The organism is Paenibacillus sp. VTT E-133280 (assembly GCF_002264385.1).
Classification (GTDB): domain Bacteria; phylum Bacillota; class Bacilli; order Paenibacillales; family Paenibacillaceae; genus Paenibacillus_AQ; species Paenibacillus_AQ nitricinens.
The window spans coordinates 80,092-102,340 of record NZ_NFUX01000013.1 but is presented as its reverse complement, the minus strand read 5'-3'; the positions used below and the strand labels follow the sequence as shown (position 1 = coordinate 102,340).

16 protein-coding genes, 2 pseudogenes and 1 riboswitch are annotated in these 22,249 nt (G+C 41.4%); of the genes and pseudogenes, 9 read left to right on the top strand and 9 right to left on the bottom strand.

The genetic code is table 11. The annotated features are described in order from the left end of the window. Window positions 1-2: 2 nt before the first annotated feature. Complete coding sequence (locus CA600_RS08515) at window positions 3-2,765, bottom strand: glycoside hydrolase family 3 protein (RefSeq protein WP_094869794.1); 2,763 nt, start codon at window positions 2,763-2,765, stop codon at window positions 3-5. Between the two features lie 144 nt (window positions 2,766-2,909). Next, the gene (locus CA600_RS08510) at window positions 2,910-5,180 is read right to left on the bottom strand and encodes a helix-turn-helix transcriptional regulator (RefSeq protein WP_094869793.1); all 2,271 of its coding nucleotides are present in this window, start codon (window positions 5,178-5,180) and stop codon (window positions 2,910-2,912) included. 127 nt (window positions 5,181-5,307) lie between these two features. On the opposite strand from CA600_RS08510, the gene CA600_RS08505 reads away from it, so the two are divergent. Continuing rightward, window positions 5,308-6,459, top strand: a complete 1,152-nt coding sequence (locus tag CA600_RS08505) for a metallophosphoesterase (RefSeq protein WP_094869792.1) — start codon at window positions 5,308-5,310, stop codon at window positions 6,457-6,459. A gap of 171 nt (window positions 6,460-6,630) precedes the next feature. On the opposite strand, the gene CA600_RS08500 is transcribed toward CA600_RS08505, so the two are convergent. Further along, complete coding sequence (locus tag CA600_RS08500) at window positions 6,631-7,185, bottom strand: TetR/AcrR family transcriptional regulator (protein ID WP_094869791.1); 555 nt, start codon at window positions 7,183-7,185, stop codon at window positions 6,631-6,633. 166 nt (window positions 7,186-7,351) lie between these two features. Between CA600_RS08500 and CA600_RS08495 the strand changes: the two genes are divergently transcribed. Further along, window positions 7,352-8,815, top strand: coding sequence for a DHA2 family efflux MFS transporter permease subunit (locus tag CA600_RS08495; RefSeq protein WP_094869790.1), 1,464 nt, complete (start codon window positions 7,352-7,354; stop codon window positions 8,813-8,815). An 85-nt stretch (window positions 8,816-8,900) separates the two neighbouring features. On the opposite strand, the gene CA600_RS08490 is transcribed toward CA600_RS08495, so the two are convergent. Next, a complete protein-coding gene (locus CA600_RS08490; RefSeq protein WP_094869789.1) occupies window positions 8,901-10,253 on the bottom strand; it encodes an amino acid permease in 1,353 nt (450 codons plus the stop codon). Between the two features lie 134 nt (window positions 10,254-10,387). After that, window positions 10,388-10,468, bottom strand: a riboswitch (glycine riboswitch). A 197-nt stretch (window positions 10,469-10,665) separates the two neighbouring features. Between CA600_RS08490 and adhP the strand changes: the two genes are divergently transcribed. The 4 genes and pseudogenes from adhP (at window position 10,666) to CA600_RS08470 (ending at window position 15,017) form a co-directional block, all read left to right on the top strand. After that, on the top strand, window positions 10,666-11,682 hold the full coding sequence (adhP, locus tag CA600_RS08485) for an alcohol dehydrogenase AdhP (RefSeq protein ID WP_094869788.1): 1,017 nt from the start codon (window positions 10,666-10,668) through the stop codon (window positions 11,680-11,682). Window positions 11,683-11,852: 170 nt separating this feature from the next. Next, window positions 11,853-12,689 carry a MerR family transcriptional regulator gene (locus CA600_RS08480; protein WP_094869787.1) on the top strand — a complete coding sequence of 279 codons (837 nt, stop codon included), beginning with the start codon at window positions 11,853-11,855 and terminating at the stop codon, window positions 12,687-12,689. Window positions 12,690-12,755: 66 nt separating this feature from the next. Continuing rightward, on the top strand, window positions 12,756-13,880 hold the full coding sequence (locus CA600_RS08475; protein WP_094869786.1) for an agmatine deiminase family protein: 1,125 nt from the start codon (window positions 12,756-12,758) through the stop codon (window positions 13,878-13,880). A gap of 284 nt (window positions 13,881-14,164) precedes the next feature. Next, window positions 14,165-15,017: pseudogene (locus CA600_RS08470) on the top strand (alpha/beta fold hydrolase). A 176-nt stretch (window positions 15,018-15,193) separates the two neighbouring features. On the opposite strand, the gene CA600_RS08465 reads toward CA600_RS08470, so the two are convergent. Together CA600_RS08465 and CA600_RS08460 are read right to left on the bottom strand one after the other, a co-directional pair. Continuing rightward, on the bottom strand, window positions 15,194-16,048 hold the full coding sequence (locus tag CA600_RS08465) for an AraC family transcriptional regulator (RefSeq protein WP_094869785.1): 855 nt from the start codon (window positions 16,046-16,048) through the stop codon (window positions 15,194-15,196). 134 nt (window positions 16,049-16,182) lie between these two features. Beyond that, window positions 16,183-16,596, bottom strand: a complete 414-nt coding sequence (locus CA600_RS08460; RefSeq protein WP_094869784.1) for a winged helix-turn-helix transcriptional regulator — start codon at window positions 16,594-16,596, stop codon at window positions 16,183-16,185. 92 nt (window positions 16,597-16,688) lie between these two features. On the opposite strand from CA600_RS08460, the gene CA600_RS08455 reads away from it, so the two are divergent. Next, the gene (locus tag CA600_RS08455) at window positions 16,689-17,162 is read left to right on the top strand and encodes an SRPBCC family protein (protein ID WP_094869783.1); all 474 of its coding nucleotides are present in this window, start codon (window positions 16,689-16,691) and stop codon (window positions 17,160-17,162) included. Window positions 17,163-17,293: 131 nt separating this feature from the next. After that, window positions 17,294-18,028 (top strand): annotated as a pseudogene (locus CA600_RS31755) (IS3 family transposase); the annotation flags it as partial. A 433-nt stretch (window positions 18,029-18,461) separates the two neighbouring features. Here the strand turns inward: CA600_RS31755 and CA600_RS08445 are convergent. Next, complete coding sequence (locus CA600_RS08445) at window positions 18,462-19,433, bottom strand: aldo/keto reductase (protein WP_094869781.1); 972 nt, start codon at window positions 19,431-19,433, stop codon at window positions 18,462-18,464. 93 nt (window positions 19,434-19,526) lie between these two features. Further along, window positions 19,527-20,279 carry an SDR family oxidoreductase gene (locus CA600_RS08440; protein ID WP_094869780.1) on the bottom strand — a complete coding sequence of 251 codons (753 nt, stop codon included), beginning with the start codon at window positions 20,277-20,279 and terminating at the stop codon, window positions 19,527-19,529. Window positions 20,280-20,428: 149 nt separating this feature from the next. Between CA600_RS08440 and CA600_RS08435 the strand changes: the two genes are divergently transcribed. Further along, the gene (locus CA600_RS08435) at window positions 20,429-20,878 is read left to right on the top strand and encodes a MarR family winged helix-turn-helix transcriptional regulator (RefSeq protein WP_094869779.1); all 450 of its coding nucleotides are present in this window, start codon (window positions 20,429-20,431) and stop codon (window positions 20,876-20,878) included. A 280-nt stretch (window positions 20,879-21,158) separates the two neighbouring features. Here CA600_RS08435 and CA600_RS08430 read toward each other — a convergent pair whose 3' ends face one another. Continuing rightward, complete coding sequence (locus CA600_RS08430) at window positions 21,159-22,157, bottom strand: GTPase (protein WP_094869778.1); 999 nt, start codon at window positions 22,155-22,157, stop codon at window positions 21,159-21,161. Between the last annotated feature and the right edge of the window lie 92 nt (window positions 22,158-22,249).

The following is a 22,249-nucleotide window of genomic DNA, read 5'->3' as shown; positions in this document are numbered from 1 at the left end:
GCCTATTTTTCGAATAAGTAGGTTTGCAGGATCGTGTACAACACATGCTGAACACTTGTGCGAACCCCGTTTGTGATTCCTGCAGGATCCTTCTTGTATGCTTGTTTTAATAATTTCTCGTTTTTACTTGGTGTCATAATATCGAGCATGAGATCATTACCAGCTACAACCGCATCCGGCGCTTTCATAAATCCAAAGACTGCATCACTGGAAACAAATCCATCAAAGCCCCATTCCTTACGCAGAACATCATTTAACAAGACGGAATTCGCTCCTGCCCACTTTGTCCCGATGATCGAAAAGCTAGACATTGCGCCAAGAGGGCTGCTTTCTTTAACCGTAATCTCAAACGGCTTCAAGTAGATTTCGCGAATCGCTTGCTCGTTGGCCCAGATCAGATTTCCTGAACGAGCATTGGTTTCTTGATCGTTTAACGCGAAGTGCTTCATAAAGGCAATAATGCCTTGGTCTTCTGCGCCGTTTATCATAGATGCCGCTATTTTTCCTGAAAGCACAGGATCTTCTGAGAAGTATTCGAAGTTACGGCCGCCTTGTGCTGTACGGTGGATATTCATCCCCGGTGCATACCAGCCTTGAATGCCATACGCACGCGCTTCTTTACCAACCGCTTCTCCCATTTGATAGGCTAGATCATTGTTCCATGTTGCTGCAATGACGATTTCAGACGGATATGACGCGGCTTCGATTGGCTTAAAGAAGTAACTAAATCCAGCAGGTCCATCCATCAACAACGTTTTAGGAACACCCAAACGCTCTACCGCCATTGTTCTATAGGCGCCGTTTGCTACATAATCAATCATTTCGTCCAATGTAAACTGATCCATGAATTCATTCCATTTCGGATCATCAAAGGCTAAACCTTTCAAATCCTCCAGTACTAAGCCATTATCAGCGCCAACCGTTGGCATTTCCAAATTTGATGCTTCCTGCTCTTTTGAGAATGCGTCGAGCACATTCTGCGGTGCTTTATGACTAATATTTTCATCCGAAGGATATGTCTTCTCCCAATCATTCCGTGACAAATACGTAACTTCACCTTTTGCTAATTCAAAGCGATTCTCGTAAGGCGTTCCGGTATCCTTATCTTCTTTGAAAACCTTCTTCTCAGCCAACTGAAGGTCATAGCTTGCCACGATATCATGGACATTGCGAGCCACTTTAATTGAATAGGTGCCTGGGTCTAGTACATACGCTTCTTCTACGCTCATATCATAAGAAGCCATCTCTTCGGTAGCAAAAGAAAGGGTAAGTACCTCGGATTGACCCGCTTCCAGCAAAGACGTCTTTGCATAAGTGGCCAGTTCGATGGCCGATTTTTCAATGCCGCCTGCAATATACGGAGCTGAATAATAAACTTGAACAACATCTTTTCCGGCTTTGTCGCCCACATTTTTCACTTCGACTTGTAGTTCAATCTTGTCTTCCGACAATGACTGATTCAGGACCTTCCACTCGAAATCCGTGTAGCTTAATCCATGTCCGTAAGGATATAACACGGTATCTCGATAGCCTGCTTCATCATTTAAAAAGAAGGTTTCATAGAAACGGTAACCGACATAGATACCTTCTTGATAATTGAGGAATGAATACTTCAAATTATCGTATTTGTAGTCTCCAAAGTTCTCACTTGCTGGAGCCGATGCATTGTCATAAACATACGTATCCGTAATACGGCCTGATGGATTGATATTTCCTGCAAGAATATTTCCTAATGCGTTGGCTCCATAAGGCCCAGGTGTTCCTATCCACAAGACAGATTTAATAGATTTAAATTCATTTACGAAACCAAGCTCTAAGGCATTCCCCGCATTTACAACGATTGTGACATTTTCAAATGACTGTGCAACCTTTTCAATCAAAGCGCGTTTATTTGCTGTCAATTTCAACTGCTCAGCGGTTGCATCACTAGCTTCTGTACTCTCACTAGCAATGACAATAATTGCATTTTCCGAATAGGATTTCGCTTGTGCTATTGCTTCGTCCGATAAATAATCGATTTTAGGTTCATCGCTAGAGTTTCCGCCTAACATACCTTTTACAACTTGAATGACTCCGGTACTCGCCTTGCTGCCCACTCCTGCTTTTGCACCAACCTCTTGATACAAGTCATGAAGCTCGGTATTGTACAAAATACCTGCATTTTCTAGACCTTTAAATAAATTAACCGCACGGGAAGTATCCCCCGCACCCGATCCTCCGCCGCCATAACGTAGCTCTAATGCAGCTAATCCGAAGACGTTAACCTTTTTATCTTTCAAAGGCAGCTGTTTATCATCATTCTTCAATAGAACAATGCCTTCATTCGCAATTTCTTCAGCTATTTTCCCACCTTGTTCACGTGCTGCAAGTGCCTCAGGGGAATCGGTTACGGCTGTAATGTGTTTTCCTGTCAGCGCATCGATGATGCTAGAAGCGGTTGCACCGAATTGTACGAACAACAATATGACAACAAGCGCTACGATCGACCAGCCGGTGAAACGTCTTGATCTATTTTTAATTTTCTTGTAGCGTTTCGCTTCTTTTTTCATCGCTCTACGATCTTTGCGCCTTAGAGTTTTCAACTCTATTTTTGTTTGTTTCTTTTGCTCTTTTCTTAATTGTTTGTCCTGTTCAATCGCTGCTGTTCGTTCTGCTTCCGGTAGCGCTTTAATTTCTTGCTTTCGCGCTCGCAGCTTAGCTTTATCTTCCTTCACCTTTTGCACGATTTCACTTTTCTTAACGCGTTTAATATTAAAATTGTCCACCACGGCGACCCCCTCCGGTATCGTCTTTCTTTTTCACAATCATAATATAGCGCTTACATTTTAACTATGAGGATCTTGTCGAAAAAAAAGCTAAATATTGCGTTCATTCGATTGATCAAGAAATCGAGTGAGCAATATTTAGCATTAATCGTTGGTTTTTTCTAAGTCGATCATAACAATCCCGAATAGCGGAACTTCGAACTCAAGTGTATGATATCCCTTTATTTTCAGTTGTTCTACGCTTCTCGAAGGTCGATTAATTGCATTCCAATACGCAATATCTTCGAAAGACAACTTTTTGCATTTTCTTAAATCAGCAAGGTCTAATCGCTGATCTATTTGCTCAGTAGTTAATCGTTGCTTGATCAATCGGTATGTCCCTTCAAGGTTTGTAAGCTCCATCTTTATAAAAACATAGGGACTTTTTGCCTTATGCCAAGCTAATTCTAGTTTTTCCTTATTTTCATTGATAAACAGATGTTGCTCTTCTTCTGGATAAACCGTTAAAATGCGGTAATTATCTTGCTGTTTTGTCACGATACATGAGTTGTTTTTGAACACAATCTCATCAAACAAGCGACTCACAAACTCTGTCGCATACCAATTGTCCTTGTAACGACCATCCGGTGTAAGTAATGAAAGCTTACTTGCCAGCTCATCTGGAAAATACTCAAACAGCTTGGCTGAATCGAGTGATAATGGGGGGAAATAGTGACCTGCAATTTCGTTTTGATTCATTAGGTTTATATATTGCCAAATGCTTGCATTTGCTTGTGCTAGATCTGAATAGGCGTGTAGATAATCATCCTGATCGTAAACCAGCATTCGATCCAAAATACGATTCTGATCTTGCATGTTTGTGTTCTCACCAATGACCCGAATGTATTCTTCATCAAATAGATAATTAAGCGCAGTTTCAAGTGGAATCTTGCGCATACGGGTCCAGTCATCAATGCAATAAACGGCATTATGGCAGGTCATATCGAGCAGCATCGCATCTTCTGGCGGGATGGGAAAATGAATGACTACGTTCTTATAGTTTTTAAAGATTGAAATGGCATTCACTAACGGCAAACGTAATTCCCTGCTATTTTTCATTTCATAGAAGCAGCGGAACTCGTACATCCAATCCTGACTTGTCATATAATTTTGTTGCAGATGAAGATTTAATTCAGTCATTATCGTTTGAAACCATTCATTGTTATGAAATCCCCGCTCCTCCCAATCATCCAAATCTATAGATTGAAATTGAAGGTAGGGAAACATGCCAACAGACACGATCTGCTGCAACATTCGATCCAACTCACGAAATGAACAGAACAGCTTCCCTTCGCTTACACGTATATCCACTTTTTTAAAAATACGAGTGACCGCTACCCACTTCACCCTAAGGCGTTGACGTACTTCGAGCAAACGGCTATCCATAAGTTCGCCTTTTACTTTAAGAACATGATTGACCTTTGAGTACTGGCCGATCGTTTTATGCAAATCCAATTGCACCTCGATGCGATCGGGGGCAATAGACGTGCCAGCCGGCAATTCACCTAACGGCACATACGGCGATAGTAGAGCTAATACATCTTGGGACAGCTCCGCATCGGCACGATTCTGCACCGCTCTTATTTGACGCTGTTCACGAAATTCAGCAGGTGAAAGCTCATACCTTATTTTAAATGCCTCGTTAAATGATCGTACATTGGGGAAGCCGTTGACTAAAGCAATCGTGACAATCTTATCGTTCGTATTTTCCAGCATACGTAAGCTATGAAACAATCGCACTTCTTTGATATAATTTCCGATTGAAATCCCTAGCTGATTTTTAAAGGAATGCGCCAAGTAGTATTTGCTACTATAAGACTGTTCAGCAATCTCATCCAGGCTGAGTTTGTCCGCATAATTAACATTGATAAATGATACAATTTCTTTTACCTTATCCGAAGCTGTATGCACTTGCTTCTTTTCATCTTCTGGCCCAAGATAACGGTACAGCAATCCGATTAAACGTTTCGAATACCCTTCGATGATATAATCAGAACCGGCTCCCGGATATATCCTTTCGACGTACAAGTACGCCATACAATTCTTCACAAGCTCATATCCATCTTTTTTGTACACCATCGACAGTGGAATGTTAAGCTTAAATGCCGGAAACTCTTCTTGATACTCATTGGTTAGAAACTTTACCGAGAGCGTCGCATTCTCTTCACTGCCAATTACACGAACAATATCACCTTTATTAAAAACGAAAATATCGCCTGTCCGAATCAAAATATCCGAACCGTTTCGCATTATTTCTAGATAACCAGAAAGAACAAACCATGCCGTTAACTCCGTCATAAGTAGAAAATCCACTTCCTCAATCGTTTCGATTGCGGCCAGTACGATTTGATCTGATCCATTGTTCTTTTTATTCAAAATCAACAATCTCCTCTTCCAACATGAAAAAATATGTTACTGTTACTGAGTACCTGACGATTTGCTCATAATTATTGATTATAAACGATTGCTCTCTGAAATCTAAAAAAATAGGACGGTGCATCATATGGTATTTGCATTTTTGTTTATATTCGCTATGTACGCGGCAAGTAACTATTACATCGCGAGAAAGATTTTTAAATGGTTACAACATGTATTTCCAAATATTAATGGGATTATATACGGAGTCATCTACGGCTTGTGTGCGGTAACAATCATTATTAATCTACTATTGTCCTCTTCAGCTATGACGAACGATTCAAGTATTGTTAATTTTATTGGTCAATCCGGGGACTATTGGATGGGGATCTATTTCTATTTGTTCTTGCTGTTACTCCTTTCCGATGTAGTCTTACTTATTAGTAAATGGATCAAAATCATCCCCTCCCCTGCGCCAAAACGTGTTGTTTTTCATACAAGGTCAGTAGTATTAATGCTAGTCATAGGGTTGGTGTCCTATGGCATTTATAACGCCAATCAGATAAAAGAAGTATCGTATCCCATCCAAATACACAAAAGCACCTCATTAGAGCATTTAAATATTGTTCTAATCAGTGACTTACACTTAGGCTACATAAATGATGTCAAATTTCTTGCAGAGGTTGTTGATCGCATTAATGATATGCAGCCGGATATTGTGTTGATGTCAGGAGATATATTTAATGGAAACTACTATGCCCTCTCTAATCCTTCCAAAGGAATAGAGTTATTAAATACTATTCAGTCCACCTATGGGGTTTATGCTTGTTTAGGTAACCATGATGCAGGACGATCCTACGATGAAATTGTGAACTTTATAGACAAGAGTAACATTAAACTTCTAAATGATGAGCATGTCGTTATTGATAATCAATTCGTTGTAGTTGGCAGGAGAGATTCATCCCCGATTGGTGATCAAGGAAACGCTAGAGCAGTTACTTCTGAAGTGATGAGTAACATTGATACCACTATGCCCGTTATCGTAATGGATCATCAACCCACGAATATGATTGAATACGGAGATGACGTCGATTTGATACTTAGTGGACATACGCATCAAGGACAAGTATTCCCTGCAAATCTAATCACCAATGCTATGTTCACAGTAGATTACGGACACTATCAGAAGAATCCAAACAGCCCTCACGTCATCGTTACATCTGGTGTTGGGACTTGGGGACCGCCATTACGCATTGGTACGAACAGTGAGATAGCACAAATTAAAGTTGATTTTAAATAATATGATTTTAAAAAAAGCGGACAGCCTTTGAACGAGAATTATCGTCATAGACTGCCGCTTTTTATAGTTTTACCTAAGGTTGGTGCGGGGAATATCCGTTATCTTGAAATTTGTATCTCTATATCATACAGCGGTTTTTACCCATGTCCTCCATGTAGCGCAGTCTAGCACTTATAAATACTTTCTTTTATACATCAAGGTAATTTGCCCTGCTATGTATTCTGCGCTATATTGGCTGCCATCCTTAATCCACCACATAATAATCCCCAGTAGTGATGCTGCAATAATATCAAGGGAGACAACCTCCTTAGTGGAATCTATGTTTCTCACGTTTCTTCGTTTCTCAACAGTATTTTTTAACAGGTTGGTCAAATGTTCTTTGAAGCCTTTGTGCTCAATTAATACAGCAAACACTTTTCGGTATTCATAAAAGTAATTTAAAAATGTGACCAGCTGCTCCTGTTCGTTGTTGCTCTTCATTTGTAATAGCGGTTCAACCTTCATGGACAGCTCGTCAAAGATTTCATGTACAATCTGGCGCAATAAGTCGTTAATATCCTCATAATGCAAATAAAACGTTGCACGATTCAGCTCAGCACGGTTGGCGATTTTTTGGACAGTCAATTGAGAAATCTCCACATTCTCGGCCAATAATGAAAAAACAGCATTTTTCAGCATCTTTTTTGAGCGAATGGCTCGTGGGTCAACTCTTTTATGTTCGGACATTTCATCCCTCTATTATCGTTTATATAGTATTTCATCAACTAATTTACCCATTCTGTCGATTAGTCGACATTTTCAATAAAATTGCAAATAGGAATACCGTTTAAATGCTGATATGATTTATTTTATCGACACTATGTCGAAAAAGCAATGAAGAGAGGCCTGCACCATGCAAGAAGATATTAAGAAAATAAATAAAGGAATCCTATTAACCATCCTAATTTTTGGTTGTTTCTTATCTACACTCAATCAGACGCTTTTAAATGTCGCCTTAAGTAGTCTGATGGATGTATTTGATGTCACGGCAACAACTGTACAATGGATTTCAACGGGTTTTATGCTGGTCAACGGGATATTGATTCCGATTACAGCCTATTTAATGAAACGTTTTACAACACGTCAATTATTTCTAAGTGCCATGTCATTTTTATTACTTGGCTCAATCATTTGTGCAGCAGCGCCGAGCTTTAGTCTACTCTTAGTCGGACGGATGATCCAAGCTGCTGGTGCAGGCATTATAATGCCGCTCATGATGAGCGTTGTACTCGCGATCTTCCCTATTGAGAAACGTGGCAGTGCTATGGGACTGCTTGGACTCGCAATGATATTTGCTCCTGCCATTGGACCGACGCTCGCGGGATTTGTTGTCGAATATCACTCTTGGCGCTGGTTATTTATCGGCCTTATCCCACTTGTCATCCTTGTTATAGCGTTGGCGTTCAAATATTTAGTGAATGTATCTGAGACCTCTAAGTCGAAACTGGATGTAGTAAGTGTTCTTTTATCGACCGTCGGATTTGGTTTGATTTTATACGGCTTCAGTAGTGCAGGCAGTAAAGGCTGGGACGACGTAATAGTGATCCTGACATTAGGCATTGGAATCGCTGTAACGGCCGTATTTTGTATTCGACAAATCAAGTCAGATGATCCGCTGCTAAACCTGTCTGTCTTCAAAAATAAAGTATTTACGCTGACATCTCTTATTAATGTATTAATCACCATGATGATGTACGCAGATATGATTCTATTGCCTATTTACCTGCAAAATGGCCGTGGTTTTACAGCATTTGATGCAGGACTACTCTTGTTGCCGGGGGCGCTCGTAAATGCGTTCATGTCGCCCGTCACCGGTAAATTATACGACCGTTTCGGTGCCAAACCGCTGTTCATCATTGGTCTGCTATTTATTATTCCATCTATGTGGGCGGTAACTGATCTATCTGAATCGACCACGTATATGTATCTAATGATTCGTACCATTGGCTTGCGAATTGGATTAAGCTTTATTACGATGCCACTCAATACAGCCGGACTAAATGCGTTGCCAAAACAACTAGGAACGCATGGCACAGCAGTGAACAATACCGTTCGCCAAATTGCCGGAGCCATCGGAACTGCTGTCGTAATTACGATTTACACTGTGCAGGCTACAAGTCATGCGGCCACAGTGATGCAGAGCAATCCCTCTACTACTCCTGAGATCCTTAAATCCCTTGCATCCATTCTTGGGGCAAGTGACGCCTATTACTTTATGATGATTTTATCCGTCACCGCGTTTGTTATAACCTTATTTATGCCTATGAAAAGCAAGATCACGATTGAAAAGAAAGCAAACCTAGTTAACAAGGAATAACCTTGGTTGTAACTAGCAATTGCAGTATATGAAGAAAAGCCATTCCGTATAGGAATGGCTTTTTGTGTGAATCCCTCACTCAAGCTTAATTACTTTTCCCTTTTTTGCTTCTAATCGAATACAAGATGAATAATAAAATAAACCATAACGGAGTACACAATAAAGCCGGGCGTGTTTCTCCAGCGAACAGCATGATGATCAGTATTCCAGCGAACAAGGTTAAGACAATATAATTAATAGCCGGTGTGAACGGTGCTTTGAATTTGGATTTCGCCTGTAAGTCTGGCCGGGTTTTCTTATACTTAATATGGCAGATAAGAACAATGCCCCACACCCATATAAAACAAATGGCGCTAATCGTTGTCACGATTCCAAAAGCCTGCTCCGGAATAAGTTTACTCAAAAGAGCACCCACAGATATAACAATTGTAGAAATGAATAACGAGTTACCTGGGACATGGTTTTTATTCAGTTTGCCCAAATGAGGTGACGCCTGGTTATTTCTACTCAAATTATAGAGAATTCGGCTTGTCGAGAACATTCCACTATTACAAGCAGAAGCGGCTGAAGTTAATACGACAAAATTAATAATCCCTGCGGCAATTGGAATCCCTACTAAAGTAAAGGTTTTTACAAAAGGACTCTCTGCCGGGCTGAGCTCTGTCCAAGGGTTAATGCATAACAGGACGAAAAGCGCACCGACATAGAAAAATAGAATCCGTAAAGGAATTTTATTAATCGCAGATGGGATATTTTTCTCCGGATCCGCTGTTTCCGCTGCCGACACCCCGACCAATTCTACACCCACGTAAGCAAATACAACCATTTGAAAAGAAAATAAGAAGCCTGATATGCCGTTCGGAAAAAAGCCCCCATACTCCCATAGGTTTCGTATCGTCACCGATCCTGCATCCGTCTTAAATCCAATGATCAGTAAAATGACCCCAAGACCAATCAAGGCGAGAATCGTAATTACCTTAATTAAAGCAAACCAAAATTCGAGTTCCCCAAAGCTCTTTACAGTTAATAGATTAAGTCCTAATAACACGACTAGACAGGCGATGGCAGGAACCCACTGCGGGATATCAAACCAGTACTGTACATATACGCCAACAGCAATGACATCAGCCATAGCCGTCATAATCCAGCAAAACCAATAGGTCCAACCGGTAATGAATGCGACCCGTGATCCAAGGTAGTCTTCAGCAATATCCGTAAACGATTGATAGCCCGCTTTAGATAATAGGAGTTCTCCCAGTGCTCTCATCACAAAAAACACAGCAATACCCACGATTAAATACGTGATCATAATGGATGGGCCTGCCTTCTCTATCGCCTTACCTGATCCCAAAAATAATCCTGTACCAATGGTGCCGCCAATAGCAATAAGTTGAACATGCCGATTAGCCAGCTCTCTCTTTAATTCTGGTTGTGCCATACCTAGTTCCCCCTTGTGAGTACAATAAATTAGAATAAAAAAAGAGAGATTGGATGTCATCCAATCTCCCAGATCGTAAGAATATCAAATAATATTTGCCCTGCTGATAGCGATCAGCATGACAAATACATATTCAGTACTCTTCTGTCCTTTTGCCTGAGATTGTGAACCCTTCGGCGCCGCGGAATTTCCGCAGTCTCTCCAGAAGCTGCTCCAGCTAAAGTGTAATCCTTAGCCATCATAGCTCGTGAATTATGAAGTTGATAAAGCGGTAACGCAGTAAAGCTGTTCTGATATTCTAACATATTACTTGTGATGTGAGTGTTAATCAGTGATAAAAGTCTCAAGAATTTAAAGTTAGCCTCATGAACATACTACTTTTTGAAAAGCAAAAAACTAAAGGAGTATGCTAATGAAAGCCGCTGTAGTAAAGAAATTCAAAGAAAAGTTAGAGCTACAAGACGTACCTAAACCAAAACCCGGACACAAAGAAATCCTTGTCCACATTCAGGCCTGCGGAGTGTGTCATACTGATTTGCATGCTGCTCATGGCGATTGGCCCGTCAAACCGAAACTCCCTCTTATTCCCGGACATGAAGGCGTTGGGATTATTGAAGAAATAGGTGAAGGAGTTACACACTTAAAGGTAGGAGACCGTGTAGGAATTCCATGGCTGTACTCAGCCTGCGGTCATTGTGAATATTGTCTTACTGGAAGAGAGACTCTTTGTCTGGATCAGCAAAATTCCGGATATTCCGTAGATGGCGGATATGCAGAATATTGTGTGGCAGCTGCCGATTATGTAGTTAAGGTTCCTGATAATCTAAGCTTTATCGAAGCGGCACCTTTATTTTGCGCAGGCGTTACTACCTATAAAGCTTTGAAAGTATCGTGTGTAAAGCCAGGTGAGTGGGTAGCCATTTTCGGTGTCGGAGGATTAGGGCATCTTGGTGTACAATATGCAAAAGTAATGGGAATGAACGTAGTGGCCATCGACACGTCGGATGAAAAGATGGAGCTTGCCAAACAACTTGGCGCAGACAAAACCGTAAACGCATTAAAAGAAGATGCGGCAGACTGGATTCAAAAAGAAATCGGCGGAGTACACGGTGTCGTTTGTACAGCGGTTGCGAAAAAAGCATTCGACCAAGCCTACCGTGCCATTCGCCGCGGCGGTACCTGCGTCATGGTTGGGCTGCCTCCTGAATCCATGGATGTTCCCATTTTTGATACCGTATTAAATGGAACAAAGGTAGTTGGTTCGATTGTCGGCACTCGCAAAGATTTGCAAGAAGCATTACAATTCGCTGCAGAAGGGAAAATCAAAACCATTATTGAGACACGTAAACTAGAAGATATTAATGAGATCTACGATCTTATGTTAGAAGGCAAAATCAATGGCCGAATCGTCCTTGATATGACGAAATGACCCTAAAGAAACACGCTCGAAAAGTGCTACTTTTCGGGCTTTTTTATGACTAATAATTTTGCACAGTCGCACCAAACGTATTAGACTGTAATTTTAAAGCATAGAAGCTTGAGTCAATGACTACAGAGTGATTGATCTAACCATACGATCACACTAAGAAAGAGAGAAATATGTACACGATCAATAGATTTTCTCAGCTTTGCAAAATGAGTGCACGTATGTTGCGACACTATGATAAAGAAGAACTTTTGAAACCAGCGCATGTAGAGGCTACAAACGGCTATAGATATTATGAAAAAAGCCAACTAGAAACAGCGTTACTTATTAAGAGACTGAAAGAATATCGATTCTCCCTACCCGAGATTAGAACTATCCTTCAGACATCAGATAGAGAACTGCTGACTGAATGGATGCATTCAAAAATACTTGAGTTATCCAGTGAGATGAATCGAAATAGACAAATCATTGCAGAAATGCAAGAGATGATTGAAATCAAAATGGATTTGATTCAAGGCGAACGAAGATCTTTTGATATATCGCTCGGAATGAGAAACGAGAAAGAGGTCCTAAGTCAAAGATTGCAAATTAACATTGCTGACATGGACAAGTATGTTGATTCCTTATATGAACAAGCGGAAAAAAGTAATATTAAGTTGCTTGGTGTTCCGTCTGTCTTTTTTCTTGATGAGGCGTTTACCCCTGACCAAAGCGATATTGAATTGATGATCCCAATCCTTCATAAGAATGACGGCGATGCATCGAGGAAATGGCAAATAAAAAAACTTCCGCCAACTTTGGTTGCTACTACCTTGTATATTGGGAGTTATGACTATATCGGTTACGCTCATATGGCACTTGAAGAATGGATAGATGGCGGCGGCTATAAAAAGGATGGTCCACCTTATGAAACCTACTTAAAAGGTCCAGAATGTGACTGTCCTGAAGAAGAGTACGTGACGCAGATCTGTTTTCCTGTGATCAAAAAAAGCCAGGCAATAGATGCTTGACCTTGACACTATGTCAACGCTTATTCTACTTCCAGAGAACGAATCAGAACATAAGGAGATTTCATAATGAATAAGTTAGTTGTATTGTGCTCAGGGGTTATATTATCGGCTGTTTTCTTAATGGGATGTAATAAAATTAAAGCAGAAGAAGGTCGGCAAGCAGGCAAATACACAATGCCTGATGAAAGCAGCAAACATGAAGGTACATGGTTGCAGTGGCCCCATAACTTCACTTACGGTAAAGATTATAGGGACAAGGTTGAGCCTATTTGGATAGAAATGACTGATGCCTTAAGCGATGGGGAAAATGTTCATATTATTGCATTTGATAAATACGAAAAGAACTATATTTATGATCTTCTGTATGACGAAGGTATAGATATGGATAAAATCGACTTCTACATTGTTCCTACTGACGACGTATGGGCAAGAGATACTGCACCGATTTTTGTATACGACAAAGACAACAATATTAAACTCATGGACTGGGGATTTAATGGATGGGGTAAGAAAACGCCATATAAAAATGATGCATTAATCTCGAAGAGACTTAGTAAACAGCTTGGCACGGAACCCATTGATCTAAATGATGTTGTCCTTGAGGGTGGAGCATTTGAACTGGATGGTAATGGTACATTTTTATCGACACGTAGTGCGGTTACTAATAACAATAGAAACCCCAAATTAGCAGAAGCTGATATTGAGGAATATATAACCGAGTATCTTGGGGCTACTAATTTTATTTGGTTAGATGGTGTGCCAGATCTCGATATTACGGATTTTCATATTGATGGTTTTGTTAAAATTCATAATAAATCTACAATAATCACAATGAAAAAGAATGACTTAGCAGAATGGGGTATCACTAATAAGGATATCCAAACCTTAATGAGCGCTAAAAATGCCTTCGACAAGCCTTATCAGTATGTGTATCTACCAATTAGTAAAAACAATGTAGTGCTAGATAATGGTGAAAACTTGGGGTACAAGGGTTCATATATTAATTACTACATTGGGAATACAGTTGTATTAGTCCCGAATTACAATGATCCTAATGACAAGGCAGCAAACGATATTATCCAAAAACTATACCCTGACCGCAAAGTTATTGGAATTGATGTAAGGGAGCTCTATAAAGAAGGCGGTATGATTCATTGTGTCACACAACAGCAGCCCGTCCGTTTAAAGTGATTGCTTGTTGCAGTGACCTTTACGACTTGAAAACTAATGGACTCTCGGTATCCTTTAAAAGGCCCGGCTTAGCTCCTCAAATGAGCTGGGCTTCCTGGGACAAGCCGCTCTCTTTCCGAAGAGCACGGTTTCGATTAACAGTGAAAAGTATGCTGCCATAATATTTATTATAAGCCACAAAATTTGAGGTGATCGGAATGTTAGAGCGTTCTATGGAGAATGTAATGGAATCCGTGAAGGGAAGGAGTGATGTGTAAAATAAAAATGAAAAAAGGATGATGACAATGAATAAATACCAAGCTATAAATAGCGATGGATTTGAACTGAATTATTGTGTAAAAGGAACTGGAAAACCTATTTTGGTGATAGGCAGCAATGTTTATTATCCTCAATTATTCTCAGAAGATTTATATGATACATTTCAATTTATTTTCCTTGATCATAGAGGATTTGTGAAGCCGCCCCGAACTCTGCAACCGGAAGATTATAGATTGGAGAAAGTATTAGATGATATAGAGACGGCAAGGCAAGATCTTAACTTAATAAATTTCATCTTATTAGGGGCATTCAGGACATGCTTTCATGGCTTTGGAATATGCTAAAAAATATCCCTATCATGTCCAAAAAGTTGCCTTATTGAATTCAGCACCTACAAATAGCGGGGAAAGACAGCGTCAAAGTTTTGCATTTTTTAATGAGACAGCAAGTCCGGAGAGAAAAAGACAGTTCGAGATGGATATTGCTTTGTTAGAAAGCGACATTCAGAAAGATCCTGAACGGCGATTCGTTCACATGTGTATTCGGATGGGAGCCCAAAGCTTTTATGATTATACATTTGACGCAGCTTACATGTGGGAAGATGTATATACGAATATGCCAATTATCGATTATCTGTGGGGAGAAGCATTCGCAGAATTGAATCTTATACAATCAATCAACAACTTCAACAAACCAGTATTTATCGGTTTAGGCAGGTATGATTATTTGGTAGCGCCTGTTTCACTTTGGAATTCTGTTAATGAAACCTATAAGCACGTCAAAAAAGTGATCTTTGAGCATAGTGGTCACAACCCAATGTTTGAAGAACCTCGAATCTTTGACAAAGAGCTAAGCAAGTGGATCCTTGAGGACAATTGAGGCTTTCCTTTGTATAACGAAAAACACTAAGTTGATTCTTAGTGTTTTTTATTTCTTACTCTTTTCAGTTAAACCATACCTAAGTCGAACAGAGGATTTGGGGATGACCCTTTATTAATCTAGATTTGTTCAGTTGTCATCTTCGTTAACGCCTATATTTCGCTCGCATAAGAGCGTTATTTTTTCTTCACCGGTATCCAGATTTCTCCCGAAACATTCCCATGCCGTGCCATTCCATAATACATTTCGAAACTAGGGCCCTCAACCTGTTCGTATTCAGATGTCGGAAACCACTCAGAATAGATTCGTTGCCATAGTTTTTGCATATCACATTGCGGCTCCGGGAAAATCGCCCACGTTAATGTTGGGACAGAAAGTTTTGTAAATCTCTCCGGAATTTCAAGACCCTTAGGTAAATGATAACAGACCATGTATTTGAAAGATTCTTTAGTGTGATCGTAAAGGGCAGCGTGTAACATGGTGTCACCAAAACGTCCCAGTAAGTCGTTCATAAGATCAACGCTGCCATCATCATCACATTTTATACGGAATTGAGGAACTTCAGAGAACGCTGTTTTCTGGTCTGCATTTATAAATCCATATACTCCAAACATCTCAAAAGAACCTCTTTGCTCAATACGGTAATTCATTTCGACATCCCCTTTTATTGAAATATGAAAGGACATTCGAGGATAGGCTTTTAGAGAAACGCCTGTATCGCGCGCAGATGTCGGCATAATACCATGAAGATTCTTAAAGGCCCGTGCAAACGCCTCCGGCGAATCATATCCATATTTCATAGCTACATCAATAACCTTTGAGTCTGTTGTCTGCAGTTCGAATGCCGCCAATGTCAATCGTCGACGTCGAATGTACTCCGACAACGATACGCCAGTAATAAATGGAAACATTCTTTGAAAATGATAGGTAGAGCAACAGGCTCTCTGTGCTATTTCATCAAATGAAATAGTGTCCGCTAGATTTGTTTCGATATATTCCATGGCACTATTCATCCTGTCCAACCAATCCATCGTATTCCCTCCCTTCAAGGTAATTTTATCGGAAATAAAAAATGAATACCTTGCAATTTCTGCACGAAAAAGTCAGCAAAAAACTTGCCCTTATTTATGATACGGTTCTCCGTATCATAAATAGGGCGAAAATTTTAGAAAGTACAATCGTCGAAATTCCGCAAAAGGCGCTGCTTCAACCCTTCTTCGTTTGTTGTTAGCTCCTGCATGATTGGAATGCTCATATCGGTATTGATATTGTATTTAAGACCCCAGTGCATAATGGCAAATACGACTGGAAACAGATCAAGTGCCTTTTGCGTTGGGCGAAACATCGTTTGTGCGCGGTTTGATTTGCCTTCTGTTTTGATGAGCAGGCCTGCTTCAATGAGCGATTGGAGCCGCGCACTCAAAATATTGGTAGAGATGCGCTCTGTTGAAGCAAGAAACTCGCGGTAATACCGCTTGTTATGGATTAGGACGTCACGAAGGATGATCAGGCTCCACGGGTCTCCCCATATATCGAGCGCATAGACGATGGGACAAACGGTTGAAGTTCGCTTTTTCATGAGCACAATTATACTATTTGTACTTGCATTTTACAAGTACGTATTCTATACTCTGTTTGCAACTCAACAAATGAGCGAAGGAGATCACTCACATGAATCATAGTTACAGGACTTCTTTCATGGTAGATCAGAGCCCTGAGGAGGTATACGGCGCCATTAATAATGTCCGCGGATGGTGGTCAGAAGAAATTGAAGGCAAGACCGACGAGCTCGGTCAATTTAAGCATCACTACCAGGATATCCACCGTTGCACCCTCCAGATCACTGAACTCGTTCCAGGTAAAAAGGTGGTTTGGCACATCGTAGACAACTATTTCAACTTCATAGAGGACAATAGCGAATGGAAAGATACTGACGTAATCTTTGAAATCGTCAAGAAGGGCGACAAAACGGAGGTTAACTTTACGCACGTAGGGCTCGTCCCAGCGTACGAATGCTACACCGTCTGCTCGGACGCCTGGGGCTTAAACATCAATGGCAGCCTGCGAAGCTTGATTAGCGAGGGTATAGGCCAGCCTCAATCAAACGATCAAATCGTCGAAAAACACGGCCTGGAAAATGCATAGAAATATTCTTCTTTAGACAGAAAATAAAAACTCACCCTTTATAAACTGTACCCTATCGAGTAGACACTTTTAAAAAGTCTCTCGGTAGGGTATTTTTGTTTATAACGAAGAAGATAGGGAAGAGGAATGATATGAGCAAGAAAATATTTACAGATAAAGAGATCAAGCAGTTATCTAATAATCCGTATGTGAGGTCCGTATCTTCAAAGGCAATTACATATACAGATGCGTTTAAGCAATTGTTTATCTCAGAGAATAATAAGGGGAAGCCACGCCTCAGGAAGACCCCTTAAACGGGAGCTAACGCTCGAAGAGAAGAATGCCAAACTGGAGGCTCAGAATGCCTTGCTACGAGCGGAGAATGAACTGTTAAAAAAGATTCGTTTCATGGAAAGGAGGCAGAACAAAGGATAGCACTTTCATCTAGCCAGAAATTTGTCTTTATTCATACCACCATCGAGAAAATCACTTATTTATTTTACGGATCGGGTAAAAAAGCCTATTTATCCACAATCAAAGATAGTTCAACCAATGAGATCCTGGCATATCATGTTTCAGATCGAATCACAATGGATCTTGCGACAGATACTCTCTTGAAACTTAAGAAAAACCGAAGGTTTAAGAGAGCTGACGGTGCCTTCATTCACTCTGATCAGGGATCTCATTATACACATCCGGATTTTCAAAAAATGCTTAAGAAAATGAAATTAAAACAATCCATGTCCAGGCGGGTAAACTGCTGGGATAATGCCCCACAAGAATCTTTTTTTGGTCATTTTAAAGATCAAGCTTCCATTAAGCCTTGTTTGACTTTGATTGAGTTGAAACAGGAGATTAAGGATTACATGACCTACTATAACCACTACTTCTTAAATCTGCTTAGACTTTTTTTAAATGTCCTTTACATAGGGTACAGTTTATTAGAGAGTGAGTTTTTATTTTGATTCCATGCATGTGGCACGGACGAGTTGTTTATCCGCTGCATCCCTATCTTCCACCGACCCCCGCTTTATAAGCGCGATGTCGCCCATCTTTTCAATGACGTAAAAATGCAAAAAAAATTCATCGTATCTATTAACCCTTAGTGCTCTCGTACTCCACTGCCCCAATTACAAGCAACTTTCAGTATCTCCAAGACTTTCAGGCCAGAATTACGCCTTACTTATGATAAGGTTCACCATATCGCCACAAAAGCAAAAGAACTCTTCATGAGAAATAGCATGAAGAGTTCTTCCCATAGAATTGAACAAGAGTTAGGCTTTGCATGATTAGCAGATGCACACCTTACTTGCGTCAAATTTATACAAATGGATGTGGAATATACAGTTCTTCTAAACGGGTAATTTCTTCAGAAGTCAATTTAATCGACAACGCCAAAACCGCATCTTCCAGATGGCTGATTTTGGTCGAACCCATAATCGGCGCTGTGACCTCTTCCTTTTGCAGCAACCATGCAAGTGCAATTTGTGCGCGCGAAATTCCCCGGTTAGCGGCAATTTCCACAACTCTTTCCGCGACTTTGCGATCAGCCTCTTCCGTTTTATTAAACAAAGCCTTTGCTACCTGGTCCTTCTCTGATCGCGCGGTCTGCTCATTCCAATCCCGAGTTAACCGGCCTGCAGCCAAAGGCAGGTAAGGAGTGACGCCAACTCCCTCGTCTCTGCAAAGGGGGAGCATTTCTCGTTCTTCTTCCCGATAGAGCAGGTTTAATCTATTCTCCATGGAAACGAACCGTTTCCAGCCGTTGCGCTCTGCGACATGCTGAGCTTTCGCAAACTGCCATGCCAGCATGGAGGATGCTCCGATGTATCTGACCTTGCCCGCCTTAACTAAATCGTGAAGAGCCTCCATGGTCTCCTCAATTGGCGTATTAGGGTCCCACCGATGGATCTGGTACAAATCGACATAGTCTGTTCCGAGTCGTCTTAGACTGTTATCAATTTCGGTCATGATAGCTTTACGGGAAAGTCCCACAGCATTCGGACCTTTGCGCATCGGAACAAATACCTTTGTTGCTATGACGACTTCGTCACGTTGAGCAAAGTCCTTTAGAGCACGCCCGAGAATTTCTTCGCTTGTTCCGTCGGAATACATGTTGGCGGTGCTGAAAAAGTTGATGCCCGATTCGAGTGCCTTCTTAATGATCGGTCTGCTTTGCTCCTCATCCAGAGACCATGGGGTATTGCCGCGTTCAGGTACTCCGAAGCTCATGGTTCCAAGACTTAACCTTGAGACCTCTAACCCGCTGCGTCCAAGTTTTACATATTCCAATTGATTGCACACTCCTTAAGGATATTGGGAAGGCATTCAAGCCTTCAGGTTATCTACACATATCTCCGTGAGCCAGTGCCACTCGAGACTACGTCACCACGGGAGTTGGCGTCTTTCGTTTGAGAATGTGCCCGTCGGACCGTCCTCGTTGAGGAGTGCAAGGCGCACGGGATGTCGCGCGGCTTGCTCGACGGTGCCCGTGCCCTCAAAGTTGTTGAGATCCGTCGCGGTGAAGCCCGGGCATACCGCATTGACCTTAATGCCTGTCGACTCGAGTTCAATGGCAAAGGCGAGCGTAATCGCATTGAGAGCCGTCTTCGAAGGGCTGTAAACGGCGCCGAACATCTCGCGATGTGAATTAGTCGGATTCGCGTTCAACGTCAGCGAGCCCGAACCGCTTGATACGTTGACGATACGCGCTGTCGGCGCTTCACGAAGGAGCGGCAGCATCGCTTGCGTGACGGCGATGACGCCGAACACGTTCGTCTCGAACACTGCTCGCACCTCTTCTAGAGAGGCTACGCTTGGGCGCCCCGACTTCCCGACCTCCTCAAGAGGCCTGCCCAGCTGACCTTGGTGCGATATGCCCGCATTGTTCACGAGCACATCGAGACGACCGAGCTCACTCCGGATGCGCTCTGCCGCGGCGGAGATAGAATCCTGCTTTGTAACGTCGAGTTGGAGGCCATGGGCATCCGCTCCGATACTCTTCGCGGCCGTCTCCCCTTTCTCGAGATTGCGGGAGCCGACGAGCACAGTGAAGCCGTGAGCCGTGAGATCTTTGGCGATTTGAAGACCAATTCCTTTATTGGCTCCGGTGACCAAGGCCACGGGTTTATCCTGCATAAGAAACCACTCCTTTAGTGGGGATTTACTGTTCGATACAGGTTAATACATCAACTTGGTACTCGACAGTTTCCTCCGAGGTTGACACATCAACTTAAATATAGGCTAACACCTTGTGGTTGATGTGTCAACCATGATATTATACTTGCATGGATATCAACAAAGTAAACGAAGATGAAATGCAAATATGGAATATGTGGAAAGGCTCCTTTAAACGAATCTTCGGTCGCGTTGTTAAGGAGCTTTCTGAACGTACAGGACTATCAGAAGGAGACTTTGGAATACTAGATCGGTTAATCCAATTCGGAGATGGCAAGCTTCGCCAACAGGAACTAGCCGACTCGATGAACTGGGATAAGAGCAGATTATCCCATCATTTGACGCGGATGGAAAAACGGGGCCTTGTTAAAAGGGGGCCATTAGACGCAGATCGTGGTGTCCAGGTCATCATTACTTCTGCAGGAAAAGCAGCTTTGGATGAGGCCCTGCCCATCGTCTCAATGGCAATACGCAAGTATTTTCTGGATCAATTAACCGATCAAGACATTGAATCGATTACGAAGCTTGCGGAAAGAACAAAAAGCGACCCTAGCCTCTAGTAAAGCCTCGTTAACTTGATCGCTTCTCTGGGCACTGTCCATGCTGTATATTCGAAAACGACAAGGGACTGAACCGGTCTTTCCCTTTATCTGTACCTCCAAGAAACACGCAGCAGCCCGTTTAATTCGGCTTTTCCGCCAGTCGTGGGTAGCTCACCCCCTTTTCGCCTCATTTATGATAAGGTTCACCTTACACGCTATAACGGCTAAATTTTTTAGGAAAAGAAAAAGACCCGATTAGTTTATACCAACTAATAACGGGCCCATTCTATAAATGACTTTAAGACACAGCTTGGTCACGATACATTTTATACAATTTATTGATGTTTTCTGCACTGATGTCAATGTTGTTTTCATATGCGTATTTAACCGCATATCCTAGTGCCAATGTAGTTGTTCCTGCAACAGTAGCTCCTGCAACTGACCCAGCCCCAGGAAATACCTTTACAATTTGTCTAAAAAGGCTCTTTCCTATGTTTCCGACAATAGTAGCAACGACTAACTCTTTCGCAGCTTCTTTTGTAATTGGCTTATTATATAGCACAGCCAATTTAGTGAGTAATCCTATTTGTATTCCTGTTATTGGGACAATATCAGATCCCGGTATTGGTGATGCACCTACTGCACCTGCTGACACAGAAGCACCAATGATCCAAGCATTTGCTGTAGCCGACTTCTCTTTAATGCTCTTCGCAAAGAGAATGTCTTTATTCTTTTTTTTCAGTATTTCGAGTATGCTATTTCTTAGCTTATCAATATTTTCACCAGTGCGTGACGAAATAGGTGAAACCTCATAGGTGCCTCCAGTTTCTATTCTAACCCTCTCGACTAATCTATCGATTTCATCGGCAGCATCAATCTTGTTTAAAACAATAAGAATGTTCTTATTTACACTTTGAATTTTTTCAAAAGACTTTTTCTCAACCTCAGAAAAGACAGTTCCCGCAGCGTTTAAAAAGAATAAAACGATGTCAGCTTTCTTATAATAGTTAAGTGTTACTTCTGAATTATCCGTTTTAACATCATTTAATCCAGGAGTATCGATAAACCAAATATTTTCTTTATATTTATATGGTTTAACTTCAGTAGTTTCACCTGGTTCTGCTCCCACCCCGGCAACCTCTTCCCCAACGATCCGGTTTATTGTCGAGGATTTCCCGGCATTAACATCACCTATGAGGGCAATTAGTATTTCCTTATCAAGTTGGCTATTTATCTCATCCATTGCTCTTTCATAAGCTTCATCCGCTGCTTTTTTGATATCCTCTTCATAATTCATAGCGCAATCTCCATTCACTGAATTTAGTGTAGGGCAATCGTTCTGACTACAACAATATTTTTCAACACAAATATACAAAATCCTCCTTTTGG

Bases quoted from the DNA above. Each gene is read 5' to 3' on its own strand.
- CA600_RS08440 (WP_094869780.1), bottom strand. From the start codon at position 20,279: ATGCAGGATAAACCCGTGGCCTTGGTCACCGGAGCCAATAAAGGAATT.
- CA600_RS08490 (WP_094869789.1), bottom strand. From the start codon at position 10,253: ATGGCACAACCAGAATTAAAGAGAGAGCTGGCTAATCGGCATGTTCAA.
- CA600_RS08480 (WP_094869787.1), top strand. From the start codon at position 11,853: ATGTACACGATCAATAGATTTTCTCAGCTTTGCAAAATGAGTGCACGT.
- CA600_RS08495 (WP_094869790.1), top strand. From the start codon at position 7,352: ATGCAAGAAGATATTAAGAAAATAAATAAAGGAATCCTATTAACCATC.
- CA600_RS08430 (WP_094869778.1), bottom strand. From the start codon at position 22,157: ATGAATTATGAAGAGGATATCAAAAAAGCAGCGGATGAAGCTTATGAA.
- CA600_RS08435 (WP_094869779.1), top strand. From the start codon at position 20,429: ATGGATATCAACAAAGTAAACGAAGATGAAATGCAAATATGGAATATG.
- CA600_RS08475 (WP_094869786.1), top strand. From the start codon at position 12,756: ATGAATAAGTTAGTTGTATTGTGCTCAGGGGTTATATTATCGGCTGTT.
- CA600_RS08460 (WP_094869784.1), bottom strand. From the start codon at position 16,596: ATGAAAAAGCGAACTTCAACCGTTTGTCCCATCGTCTATGCGCTCGAT.
- CA600_RS08465 (WP_094869785.1), bottom strand. From the start codon at position 16,048: ATGGATTGGTTGGACAGGATGAATAGTGCCATGGAATATATCGAAACA.
- CA600_RS08505 (WP_094869792.1), top strand. From the start codon at position 5,308: ATGGTATTTGCATTTTTGTTTATATTCGCTATGTACGCGGCAAGTAAC.
- CA600_RS08455 (WP_094869783.1), top strand. From the start codon at position 16,689: ATGAATCATAGTTACAGGACTTCTTTCATGGTAGATCAGAGCCCTGAG.
- adhP (WP_094869788.1), top strand. From the start codon at position 10,666: ATGAAAGCCGCTGTAGTAAAGAAATTCAAAGAAAAGTTAGAGCTACAA.
- CA600_RS08500 (WP_094869791.1), bottom strand. From the start codon at position 7,185: ATGTCCGAACATAAAAGAGTTGACCCACGAGCCATTCGCTCAAAAAAG.